We start from the raw sequence: 13230 nt of genomic DNA on the forward strand, positions 1-13230 counted from the left end.
AGGCATGTCATTACATGGCAAAAAACGATAAAACACCTACCCAAAAGCCCGAAGAAAAATATGAACTAGCCGTTGTCAGGTTCATCAAAGACATGAAAAAGCACCAGCAGCAGACGATTTCTTATGTGGATTTAACAGAAAAGCTGGCTGAACCGTTCGGGCTTGAAAAGGAGCAGATGGAAGATCTGGTCCAGAAGTTCGAAGACGAAGGGATTGGTGTTGTCGATCAGGACGGGAATCCGCTGGCCAAACAGCTGGATAAGGAAGAAGAAGTAGCTGAAGAAGCTAAAAAAGAAGAAATGATTGCTCCTCCTGGAGTTAAAATCAACGATCCGGTTCGCATGTACCTCAAAGAGATTGGTCGAGTTGACTTGCTGAGTGCCAAAGAAGAGATTGCTCTGGCAAAGCGTATTGAAGAAGGAGACACGGAAGCCAAACAGGAACTGGCGGAAGCCAACCTGCGTCTAGTTGTTTCCATCGCTAAGCGTTATGTTGGCCGCGGCATGAGTTTTCTAGATTTAATCCAGGAAGGGAACATGGGTCTGATGAAGGCCGTTGAGAAGTTTGACTACGAGAAGGGCTTTAAGTTCTCCACATATGCAACCTGGTGGATCCGTCAGGCCATCACGCGTGCGATTGCTGACCAGGCCCGTACAATCCGTATTCCTGTTCATATGGTCGAAACAATCAACAAGCTGGTCCGTATTCAGCGTCAACTGCTTCAGGACCTGGGTAGAGAACCAACACCGGAAGAAATCGGAGCAGAAATGGATCTGCCGACTGAAAAAGTCCGTGATATTCTAAAAATTTCTCAGGAACCTGTTTCTTTGGAAACGCCGATTGGTGAAGAAGATGACTCTCATCTGGGTGACTTCATCGAAGACAACGATGCGACCAGCCCGTCCGACAATGCGGCTTATGAACTCTTGAAGAGTGAGTTGGAAGATGTTTTGGATACCCTGACAGACCGGGAAGAAAATGTGCTGAGACTGCGTTTCGGGCTAGACGATGGCCGTCAGCGTACACTTGAGGATGTCGGTAAGGTCTTTGGCGTGACGCGTGAGCGTATCCGTCAGATTGAAGCGAAGGCATTGAGAAAGCTGCGCCATCCAAGCCGCTCCAAACAGTTGAAGGATTTCTTGGAATAAACAGCATAGGTATAGGCGGGAAAAGCGAAGCAAGAACTGTAAAGTAAAAGTTCTTGTCGCTTTTCTTTGCATTATCGTCACATTTTTGATATACTAATTTCTGGCTTGTTCAGTAATGACGTATGCTGTTTATTTAAAATAAAATCGTGGAAGGTGAAATTATATGAAGTTAGCTGCAACGAAACGTACAGAAACAGGAACATCCGCTTCAAAAAAAGCAAGAGCAGAGGGTAAAATCCCAGCTGCGATCTACGGTAAAGAAGTAGAGACCGTATCGGTTCTGATCGACGAGAAAGAGTTCGAAAAAACCATTAAAGAAGTAGGATACAATGGTGTATTCGACGTTGAAGTGGACGGCGATACGTATCACGTATTCGTTAAGGACCAGGCCAACGCTGCTATTAAACCCATCGTTTATCACGTTGACCTGCTGGCCTTCACTAAAGGTCAAAAAGTAACCATGTCTATCCCTGTTCACGTTTCAGGAGAAGAAGGAATCGACGAAGGAATTGTTTCCCAGTCTATTTCTGAACTGGAAGTAAACATTGCGCCTGCGGATGCTCCTTCAGAGTACATCGTGGATGTATCAGAACTTGAAATTGGCGACACGGTACATGTATCCGATATCGAACTTGGAGAAGGCGTTGAACTCCTGACAGACGAAGAGTCTACAGTAGTATCTGTAACTGCTCCTCAAATCGAAGAAGAGCCTGCTGAAGAAACAGATGAAATGCCTGAACCGGAAGTTATCGGTGAAGACAAAGACTCAGAAGAGTAATCTGTTTTTCAGTTAGTCAGCTTATTATGCTAATCAGTTGACTGAAAAGAGCATGCCCCACTGGGGTGTGCTCTTTTTTCTGCTTTTAAGACCCTTCAGAGAGACCCAAAGCCCAAACGAGGTGAATCAGAGGTCAGGATAAGGCGATTAAATTTAAATGCAGAACAAGCCTGTTTTCTAGCTTATGGCCGTCAACGCTTCAGGCTGTTCATTTCTTCCTAGATCACGCAGTGTCTGTTTTCTGGGGATCAAAACCCGGAGAAGCTCTTAATTAGAACAGGATTGTTCAGAATCACAGTCATTATGCTGTTATGCATGATGTCTTAAAGAGGTTGCATGATTTTACATACTGAACACAAGATTGATTTCAATCCGAAAGTAAACCTGTTAAAATAAGAAGGAAGACTTTAGTGAGGTGACGTCATAGATGAATTCTGTAAACTTATCAAAACGGCTGGAACAGGTTGCCGACTATGTAAAAGAAGGAGCGAGGCTGGCGGACATTGGTTCCGACCATGCGTACCTGCCGTGTTATCTGGCGGAAAAGAAACAAATCAGCTATGCGGTCGCAGGAGAGGTCGTTAAAGGTCCATATGAGAATGCTCTGAAGGAAGTCAGACGTAGCGGACACAAAGAGACGGTGGATGTCAGGTTGGGCAATGGCCTGCAAGTGATCGAGTCAGCTGATCAAATCGATACCGTAGTCATTGCTGGGATGGGTGGAGCACTGATTCGTTCAATCCTCCAAGATGGACAGGACCAGGGCAGGATAACCGGACAGGAAACCTTGATCCTTCAGCCCAATGTCTTTGAAGAGACGGTTCGCCAGTACTTGATGAAAAACGCCTACAAGATCGAAGCCGAAACGATCCTGGAAGAAAACGGTAAAATTTATGAAGTGATCAAGGCGGTACCCTCGAAAGAGCCCGTTACTTACAGTAAACAAGAGCTTCTATTCGGTCCGTTTTTAGGCAAGGAAAAAACAGATATCTTTAGGAAAAAATGGGCCCAGCATTTAAAGACAGATACCTTTATTCTGAAGCAGATCGAGCAGTCCAAAGAACCGGATGAAAAGAAAATAACTCAGCTGAAAGAAGAAATAGGGCTGATCAAGGAGATGATTGCATGACTGGCGTAAACGTCAAGACCTTGGCCGCTGAAATCGAAAAGCTGGCTCCGAAAAATCTGGCTGAAGACTGGGATCCAGTCGGCTTGTCTTTTGGCATGCTGAATCAGCCGGTAAAAAAAATTTTGCTGGCTCTGGATGTCGACCAGGATACGATAAGAGAAGCTAAGGAGATGGGGGTCGACCTGATGATCACCCATCACCCGGCAATCTTTAAAGGACAGAAAACCCTCAACGGCGAGGATGCTAGGCGCAGGGACTATATTGAGCTGATCAAGGCAGACATTGCAGTCTACTCGGCGCACACCAATTTGGATGCAGCTGAAAACGGCCTGAACGACTGGCTGGCTGATGCCGTTGGAATAAGTAAAGCAGACCGTCAGATCGTATCGGTTAGCTCACGGACAGGCTATAAAAAGGCAGTTGTCTATGTGCCGGACTATGCAGCAGATAAGGTCAGAGCCGCTATGCACCAAGCAGGGGCGGGAGAAATCGGAGACTATAAAGATGTCTCTTATACACTTGAAGGCTATGGCCGCTTCACTCCGCAAGAAGGTGCCCATCCAGCCGAAGGAAAAGTGGGCAAAGAAGCGCACATAAAGGAACAGCGTATCGAGATGCTGGTCGGTGAACGGGACGTTTTTGCTCTTATTTCAGCTATCCAGAAGAGTCATCCTTATGAAGAACCGGTCTTTGACTTGTTTACACTGGAAAACCTGTCCCGCTCATACGGTTTTGGCCGGGCCGGAAAGCTTGAAAAGCCGGCTACAGCCAAGGACATCGCTCAGCAGCTGCAGCAGACCTTTGAAGTAAACGGACTGCGTTACGGATGCAAAGACGAGTTGCGCATGCATGAAAAAATTGCCGTTTTCGGCGGCTCCGGGGCTAAATTTTATAAGGATGCGATAGCTCAAGGGGCTACGCTGTTTATTACTGGAGACATCTCTTATCATGAAGCCCAGGATATGCTGCGGGACGGTCTGGACTTTATCGATGCCGGTCACTATATCGAAGCAATCTGTGTGCCTAAACTGAAACAGTATCTTGAACAGGCTAAAAAGGACAATGACTGGGAAGTGGATATTTACACGACAACGGAACAGTCGGATGTCTTTAAACATATCAATTAAGAGGACGGGATAAACATGTACAACAACTTACTGAACCGCTTTTTGACCTATGTAAAAATCGACACGCAGTCTGATGCAGACTCACAGACTGTACCTTCCACACAAAAACAGGTCGATTTTGCCAGAATACTGATGGAAGACTTGAAGGAAATCGGAATGAGCGATATCGAGTACACGGAAAGCAATGGGTTTGTTACGGCGACTCTGCCGTCCAATACGGACCAGGACGTGCCGGTAATTGGTTTTATTGCTCACATGGATACAGCTGATTTTAATGCGCAAAATGTCCGTCCGCAAGTCATTGAACATTATGACGGCGAAACGATCGTACTGAATGAGAAAGAAGGCATCCAGCTTTCCCCAAACGAATTCCCAAACCTGAAGAATTACATTGGGCAGACGCTGATCACGACCGACGGAACTACATTACTCGGATCCGATGACAAGTCCGGCATCGTTGAAATCTTCAGTGCCATGGAATACTTGCTGAACAAGCCGGAGATCCCACACGGCAAAATTCGGGTCGCTTTCGGACCGGACGAGGAAATTGGAGTAGGAGCCGACCGCTTTGATGTCGATCATTTCGGTGCCGACTTTGCCTATACTGTTGACGGCGGACCGATCGGTGAGCTGCAGTACGAGAGTTTTAATGCTGCTGGAGCCAAAGTTTATATTAAGGGAAAAAATGTCCACCCAGGAACGGCTAAAGATAAGATGATCAATGCCTTGAAGCTGGCGATTGCCTTTGATCAGTCTTTGCCGGCTGAAGAAGTTCCTGAAAAGACAGAAGGCCGTGAAGGCTTTTACCATTTGCTTGATATAACCGGCACAGTGGATGAAGCTTCAATGGAGTATATTATTCGAGACCATGATCGTGAGCAGTTTGAAGAAAGAAAAAGAGCCTTTCAGCAGGTAGCAGATAAAATGAACGCCATCTATACTGAAGAGAGAATAACCGTCGCTATGCATGACCAGTACTACAATATGAGGGAAGTCATTGAAAAGGATATGCGTCCAGTCGAACTGGCTGAAAAAGCTATGGCCAAGCTGTCGATCGAACCGAATGTCGAAGCCATAAGGGGAGGAACCGACGGCTCCAAGATTTCCTTCATGGGTCTGCCGACACCCAATATCTTTGCCGGTGGAGAAAATTTCCACGGCCGCTATGAATTTGTAGCAGTGGAAAGTATGCAGAAAGCCACCGATGTTCTGCTGGAAATCATTAAACTGGCAGCTAAATGATTTATTTTAACCATGATAAAAAGAGAGGGAAGGGCAACCTTGCTTCTCTTCCTTTTTATCTAGTTAAAGCTGTTGAATGTGTGACATCAATTATTAAAAAGGAGACAAACTATGGCCTTGCAATTTATTCTGGGTAGACTACTGTCTGACAAAAAAGAAGTGCTGGTCGATCAGATGCTTGAGTGGATCGAAGAGGACAAAGAGTCACAAGTCTTTTATCTCGTACCGGATCACATGAAATTTGAATCCGAGATGTCTATATTATCCCACATTAAAGAAGCTCAAAAAAATAACGGCCAGAAAAAAGTAGCCGGCATGATCAATCTGCAGGTATTCAGTTTTACTCGTCTGGCGTGGTATTTCTTACAGGATACGGCTCTATTCAGTCATTCTCAACTGACCGAAGCGGGACTGTCCATGCTGTTGAGGCGTATACTCAAAGAAAAGGAAGAAGAACTGACGATTTTCAGAGGAGAAAGTCAGCAGCAGGGTTTTGTCGACAAGTCCACAGAGTTATTTATGGAGCTCAGAAATGCGCGGGTTCTTCCGTCTGAACTTGAGTACATACTGTCGGAAAGTGACCATCACAGTCAGCAGCAGGGAACAGGAGACTTCACATCCAAGCTGAAGGATATCTCGCTGCTTTATGGCTCTTTTCTAGATCAGCTGGAAGGCAAGTACATTGAAAAAGAAGATGTACTGGAAGCATTAATTGAGGATATTAAAAATAGAGACATGAGTCAGACACGGATCGTGATTGATAACTTTCACCGTTTTACTGCTCAGGAGCAGGAACTTGTCCTTCAGTTAACTGAACGGGCAAAGGAGGTTAAAGTATCTTTAGTGTTGGATAAAAAATATGCCGTTGAAGCACCGGCATTGAATGACTTTTTTTATCAAACAGGTCTAACTTATTACCGGCTATACACTGAGGCCCGGCAGCGTCATTTACCGGTACAAATCGATCAGCTCATCCAAAAAGAAAATCGTGAACACTGTGATGCCCTGAAAGTGTTTGAAGATTACTGGGTCGATTCTTTTGCCCTTACACCGAAACAAGAAACCGACAAGGAAACCGACTTCTCAGAATGCATTGAAATATGGGAAGCAGAAAACAAGCAGGCAGAGGTATTGCATGTAGCAACTAATATAAAACGCTTAGTTGCAAACGGCAATTACCGTTATAAAGATATTCTCTTGGTTTCTCGTACACTTGATGACTACAAGTCTCTGGTCGACTCCACCTTTGCAGAAAATGATATTCCACTCTTCATTGATCAAGCCGATCGGATGGCCAATCACTCTCTGGTCGAGTGTATAAAAAGTCTGTTGAACATCCACAAGCGCCACTATCGATACGAAGATGTGATGCGTTTTTTACGGACAGAACTTTTTATTCCGTTGGCCGAAGGTGAGTCAGTGCCCAAAAACAAAACAGCCCGTTTACCATTCTGGAAAGTCCAGACTGAAAACTGGCGGTCGAGTATCGATACGCTGGAAAATGTCATGCTAGCTTATGGCTATGAAGGCAACGACTGGGTTCGCGATGAAGACTGGATATACGCTCGCTTCCATCTGGAAGAACTGGATGAGCAGCTGGACGCTGATAAGCTGATGCAAAATGAAGCCAACCAGGCCCGTAGGCTTGTACGGTCGGCTTTGCTGCCATTTTTCAGACAACTAAACAAGGCCGAAACAAACAGGGAAGCGATCCGACTGCTTTACCTGTTTTTGGAAAAACAGCGAATTAACGACCAGCTTCTCATTTGGCGTGATCAGTCTCTGGAAGACGGGGAACTGGAAGATGCACGAAAACATGAGCAAGTCTGGCAAACTTTTATTCAGCTCCTGGATGAGTTCATTGAGGTCCTGGGAGACGAAAGCTGGGATATTGATACATTTTTGACTGTGATTGAAACAGGTTTTGATCAAGCTACCTATAGTATTGTACCGCCAAGTATCGATCAGGTCATGCTCACGCAGTATGATAAGACACGAATGAACTGCAAAAAACAGGTGTTTATTTTGGGGTTGACAGATACCCAGCTTCCGCTCAATAGAGAAAACGACTCGATTCTGACGGATGAAGACAGAAGTCTGCTTGCTGAGGCTTTGCCCACTGACAAGTTTTTGCTGCCGTCGACGTCAGGTCGACTGGCCAGTGAGCCCTTTAGCGCCTATCTTGCATTTCTAAATGCTTCAGACAAGCTGGTCTTGAGCTATCCTGTGAGCAATGACGGGTCTGGAGATAACCGCCTGAGTCCATATGTGGAAAGAATGGCCCGTCAGCTGAACATTCCCCTGATGGTCAAATATACTGATGCCACTGCCAAAACAAATCCCTCACTTGAAACAGCTTTGACCTTTATTGGCTCAAGACGCCAGACAGTGGGGCAGCTAGTAACTTTGCTCAGGGCTCGCCTAGATAAAAAGACCCAACCGGCACTGTTCTGGCTAAAACTGTATCAGGCTCTTTACAGGCAGACCTCTACAGTCGAGCGAACCATTTTAAAAAGTTTGGAATACCGTAATATTCCCAAGCGCCTGCCTCCTGAAACAGCTGAGCAGCTTTATGGAAAGGATTTGTATCTTTCCGTCTCGCAGCTCGAGAGTTTTTACCTAGATCCTTACAGCCACTTTCTGCAGTATGGACTCAGATTACGCGAAAGAGCCGTACAAGAACTAACACCGGCTGAGACCGGGACCTTTTTTCACGATGCACTGGACAGTATTTTCAGGGTAATTGTCGAAAAAGATCTTTCGCCCGACACACTCTCTCAGGATCAGCTGAACCAGCTGACTGACCAGGTCCTCTCCGAGCTGATACAGCAAAACAAGTTTAAACTGCTATCCATGTCCAACCGCATGCGCTTCATCCGTAAGCAGCTGAGTGAAACGATTAAGCAAATGGTCTGGGCAATGGCAAATCAGTCCAGACGCACCACCAGCCGCCCACAAAAATCAGAAGTGCTGTTCGGACGCCTTGGGACCAAACAAGGAATACCCGGACTGACCTTTCCACTGAATACTGGTGGGGAGCTGTATGTTCGTGGCAAGATTGACCGGGTTGATACTTTAGAAGTGAACAATGAACTGTATCTCAGCGTCGTTGACTACAAATCCAGCAAAAAAACGCTCAAGTTTGACGAAATCTATCACGGACTGATGATGCAGATGCTGACATACTTGGATACAGCTTTGCATTATTCTGAAGAGTTATTCGGCAAGAAAGCTAAACCAGCAGGGGCATTTTATGCTCATGTAACCAACCCTATGCTTAAAGCTTCAGACTTACAAAAAAAAGAATGGATAGATGAATGGCTCAAAGCCTTCAAAATGGACGGAATTATTCTGGATGAGGAAGAGCTAGTCGAAAAACTGGACCTGACTCTGCCAGAACGCAGTCCATCGCTCATTTATCCGCTTAAATATGTCAAAAAGCGTCAACAGGTTGAAGGCAAGTTGATTGCATATGAAGACCTGCAGCTGATGCTGGAACACAATCGGGAAAAAATCAGGGAGGCGGGCAACCGAATTCTTGCGGGCGAGAATTCGCTGTCGCCTATTTATGACAAAAAAACGTATACGCCCTCTGTCCGGGGGATCTATCAGCCGATTTCACAGTTTGACGTGCTACTGCCTAATGGTCAAAATCAGTACCGCGAACTGGAATCGATAAAAAATCAGTCCCAATTGATTGAAAAATTAAAAACACGCTACCTTGACTTAAGTGAAAGAAAGGAGGAGCTGAAATAATGGCTCATATTCCAACCAAACCTGCTGATGCCCAGTTCACTGACCCTCAGTGGCAGGCAATTTATGATGGAGGCAAAGATATCCTGGTCTCGGCCTCTGCTGGATCAGGAAAGACAACGGTTCTCGTCCAGCGGGTAATTGAAAAAATTAAGGACTTTACCGATATCAATCAACTGCTGGTCGTCACCTACACGAATGCAGCAGCAAGAGAGATGAAAGAGCGCATTCAGCAGGCAATTCAGAAAGAAATCACTTTAGAAACAGATAGCCGCAGGAAGCAGCATCTGATCCGGCAACTACCACTTTTGGGGCATGCGGACATATCGACTTTGCATTCCTTTTGTCTAAAGGTCATTAAACGCTATTATTATCTGATTGACTTTGATCCGGTATTCCGTTTGCTTACAGATGATACGGAAATTTCCCTAATGAAAGAAGATGTTTGGGAAGAGTTGAGAGAGGAACTTTATGGTGAAGAGGGGACGTTGTTTGAAACTCTGGCCGCTGCATATTCGAACGATCGAAGCGATGATGGACTGACAGATCTAATTTTCAGATTGTATGACTTTTCACGTTCTAAAACGGATTCCAAAAAATGGCTGTCTGAACTCTCTAGCCGGTACGCAGTCGAAGATGAAGACCTGGCAACGAGCGCTGTTTATCAGGAACTGGCACGTCCGGATATCCTAGACATTTTAGAGACTGCACATGAGTTACTCAAGGATGCTGAACTGATCAGCAACGGGGAGCCGGAGCTTGATAAGACGCTGGACATCATTCAGGCAGATGTTCAGCAGGTTCAGGCCGTAAAATCGGCCGTTTTAGAAGATCAGCTGGAATTAGCATACAGCCTATTGAACAAGTATACTTTCCCAACCTGGAAGAACCCAGCCAGAAAAGCTCCCGATGAAGTTAAGGAAGCAGCTAAGGATATGAAAGGGTTTCGGGACAAGGCAAAAGAGTTTATGCAGTCAGTTCAAAGCCGCTATTTCCTGCTGACACCTAAAGAACACATTGCAGCCATGGATGAGGTCAAATTACTGGTTGATGAACTTTCTCGAGTGTCTGTGCTGTTCTTTGAGCGCTATCAGGCACATAAAGCAGAGCGGAAAGCCCTCGACTTCAATGATCTGGAGCATCTGACCCTTGACATTCTTGTTCAAGCAGATCAAGGGCAGCTTCTGCCATCAGAAGCCTCTCGGCATTACAGTCAGCAGTTCAGTGAGGTAATGGTGGATGAATACCAGGATATCAACCTGATACAGGAAACAATCCTGAAGTGGCTGACCTGTTCAGAAGCAGGTACGGGCAAACAGTTTATGGTTGGCGATGTAAAGCAGTCAATCTATTCTTTTCGACTGGCCGATCCAAGTCTATTTATCGACAAGTATGAGCGTTACGCAGACGGAAAAGACGGCGAGCGAATCATCTTGGCAGAAAATTTCCGTTCACGCTCAGAGGTGCTTGACTTTACCAACTATATCTTTGAACAACTGATGAACAAGCAAGTTGGGGAGCTGGCTTATGACCAGTCAGCTAAACTGGTCAATGGCTTTACCGCTTTTCCAAAAGCAGAGACATTCTCAACAGAAGTACTGATCTATGAAACAGATGAGGAAGAAACAGACGATTCCGATGATCAGCGGCTGGAAGATATGGACGTGACCTTTCAGATGAATACGAAAACCAAAGGTGAAATCTACATGACTGCCAGCAAGATTCTGGAGCTGGTTTCAGGGGACTTTGAGATTTATGACAAAAAACTCAAAGTCAATCGTCCAGTGACCTTTAAGGATATTGTCCTACTTACTCCGACAAAAAAGAATAATATTGAGATACAGGATATCTTTAAACAACTTAAGATCCCGACTGCCGTCAATGATACTCAGAACTATTTTCAGACAACAGAAATTGCCATCATGATGGCTTTACTAAAAATTATTGATAACCCCAAGCAGGATATCCCCCTAGCAGCTGTTTTGCGTTCGCCGATCGTCGGGATTGATGAAGTGGAAATGGCACGGATCCGACTGCAGGATAAGCAGGGATCCTATTATGATGCATTGACAGCTTTTATCGCGAAAACAAACTGGGAAGATGAACGCAATGTTCGTCTACACGACCGTCTCAGCCTGTTCATGGATCAATTGAACAGCTGGCGGACTCAGTCCAAACGTCGTCCGCTCATTGAGCTGATCTGGCAGATTTACCAGGATACAGGCTTCTTGCATTACGTTGGAGGGATGAGTTCGGGTAGACAGAGAAAAGCCAACTTGCATGCTCTTTATGAGCGGGCTGCGTCTTATGAGCAATCATCATTCAAGGGGTTGTTTCAGTTTATACGTTTCATTGAAAAAATGCAGAAAAAGGACAAAGATCTGGCCGAACCTTCTGCAGCGACCAATGGAGAAGATGCAGTCCGAGTCATGACAATCCATGCCAGTAAGGGGCTGGAGTTTCCGGTCGTCTTTATTATGGATATGTCCAAGCGCTTCAATCTGAATAATATAAAAGGATCCACTGTCTTGGATGAAACATATGGTGTCGGGTCAGAATATATCGATACTCAAAAACGGATCAAGACCCCGACGCTGCCGGAAACAGTCCTGAAAATGCAGAAAAAAAACCGACTGTTGTCTGAGCAGATGCGAGTACTGTATGTGGCTCTGACAAGAGCAGAACAGAAACTCTTCTTAGTCGGCTCCTACAAGAACAAAGAGACAGCCATTGGAAAGTGGGACAAGGTCAGTGGTCATCGTGAGACCGTTCTACCGGCAACCTTGAGGCTGGATGCTCAAAGCTTTATGGACTGGATTGGACGCTGTCTGATCCGTCATCAGGTAATGGCTGACTTGGCTGGGATCCAGTCAGCGAACAGACATGTACGCGATAATCAGACACGGTTTTCAGTCAGCTTTCATCAGACCTCAGAGCTGGAAGAAGAGCTGCTCTCCCACCAGACGGAAGAAGGGGACAGCTGGTTTGAGCAGCTGAAGGAAGGCACGTTGAAAACAGAAGATGACCAGTCCGTCAGTGATGCCATCCGTCAGGCTCTGCATCTGATGAATGCTGAGTATGCCTATGCAGTAGCCACCCAGACGACCAGCTATCAGTCGGTATCGGAAATCAAACGTCTCTTTGAAGAGCCCGATGACGGCATGATGGTCAAAATCGATGTCACCAACCCGAGACAGGCTCACCGCTATGTTGAAGACGAGCTGGAACGGCCGTCCTTTATGTCTGAGGTTCTTCAGCCTAGTGGAGCAGAAGTCGGCAAGGCTACTCACCTGGTTCTTCAGGCGATCGAGCTGAGTGAGGAACTCACTGAAGCGCATATTCGTTCAGAAATCGACCGTCTTGTTAAAGAACAGGTCGTTTCGGAAGAGATTGCCGCACGCATCCCGGTAGAAAAACTGGATGCTTTTTTCCAGACACCCTTCGGCTCCTATATTCTTTCGCATGTGGCAGATATGAAGCGGGAAGTTCCTTTCTCTCTGCTGCTTGAAGCTCAGGATATTTTTAAAGATATGCAGTCAGTTGATGACCATATTCTCATTCACGGAATTATCGACGGCTATATTGAAACAGAAGCTGGGATTGTACTGTTCGACTATAAAACAGATAATGTCGAGCGGTTTGGTGACTCTGCAGCAGATGAAATGCTGAAGAAATACAAAGGTCAGCTACTTATATACAAGCAGGCACTGGAAGCCATCCTAAAAAGGCCGGTCATCCAGACTCAACTGATCATGCTCGATACCGGTGAAACGGTGGAAGTGAGCTGAACAGGTAAAGCTTTGTTTAGTGACTAAAGGTAAAGGAAAATATCTTAAATTGCTAAGCAAACAATCTATGTGAGGCAAGCTTGAGATGAGTCTTTAAGCTTTGTTTGCACGACAGCTTTAGAAGAAATTGAAATGATTTGCTAAAAAAGCCGTGTACGGAGCAATCAAAAAAGAGACGGCTGCGAGCAGTTTTGTAAGTTACTTTGCACGATAGTATTAGCTGAAACACTTGCCAGAAGTCCTTTAGAGAGAATGTCGGAAAACA

General features: G+C 45.5%; 7 protein-coding genes. All 7 read left to right on the forward strand.

The genetic code is table 11. From position 1 onward, the window contains the following. Positions 1 to 14 precede the first annotated feature (14 nt). Positions 15 to 1148 carry an RNA polymerase sigma factor RpoD gene (rpoD, locus tag ADIAL_RS10030; protein WP_034303152.1) on the forward strand — a complete coding sequence of 378 codons (1134 nt, stop codon included), beginning with the start codon at positions 15 to 17 and terminating at the stop codon, positions 1146 to 1148. A 163-nt stretch (positions 1149 to 1311) separates the two neighbouring features. Further along, positions 1312 to 1926 (forward strand): 50S ribosomal protein L25, encoded by a 615-nt coding sequence (locus ADIAL_RS10035; protein WP_034303154.1) that lies wholly within the window; start codon positions 1312 to 1314, stop codon positions 1924 to 1926. A gap of 427 nt (positions 1927 to 2353) precedes the next feature. After that, positions 2354 to 3055, forward strand: coding sequence for a tRNA (adenine(22)-N(1))-methyltransferase (locus ADIAL_RS10040; RefSeq protein WP_034303157.1), 702 nt, complete (start codon positions 2354 to 2356; stop codon positions 3053 to 3055). Further along, the gene (locus ADIAL_RS10045; RefSeq protein ID WP_034303160.1) at positions 3052 to 4182 is read left to right on the forward strand and encodes a Nif3-like dinuclear metal center hexameric protein; all 1131 of its coding nucleotides are present in this window, start codon (positions 3052 to 3054) and stop codon (positions 4180 to 4182) included. The genes ADIAL_RS10040 and ADIAL_RS10045 overlap by 4 nt, the downstream gene beginning before the upstream one ends. A gap of 15 nt (positions 4183 to 4197) precedes the next feature. Then, positions 4198 to 5424 carry a peptidase T gene (pepT, locus tag ADIAL_RS10050; protein WP_034303163.1) on the forward strand — a complete coding sequence of 409 codons (1227 nt, stop codon included), beginning with the start codon at positions 4198 to 4200 and terminating at the stop codon, positions 5422 to 5424. A gap of 111 nt (positions 5425 to 5535) precedes the next feature. Next, the gene (locus ADIAL_RS10055; protein ID WP_051503854.1) at positions 5536 to 9180 is read left to right on the forward strand and encodes a PD-(D/E)XK nuclease family protein; all 3645 of its coding nucleotides are present in this window, start codon (positions 5536 to 5538) and stop codon (positions 9178 to 9180) included. After that, positions 9180 to 12965, forward strand: coding sequence for a helicase-exonuclease AddAB subunit AddA (gene addA, locus ADIAL_RS10060; RefSeq protein WP_034303166.1), 3786 nt, complete (start codon positions 9180 to 9182; stop codon positions 12963 to 12965). Before ADIAL_RS10055 ends, addA begins: the two co-directional genes overlap by 1 nt. Positions 12966 to 13230: the final 265 nt, after the last annotated feature.

Origin of the sequence: Alkalibacterium sp. AK22, from assembly GCF_000585255.1 — a bacterium.
GTDB lineage: Bacteria > Bacillota > Bacilli > Lactobacillales > Carnobacteriaceae_A > Alkalibacterium.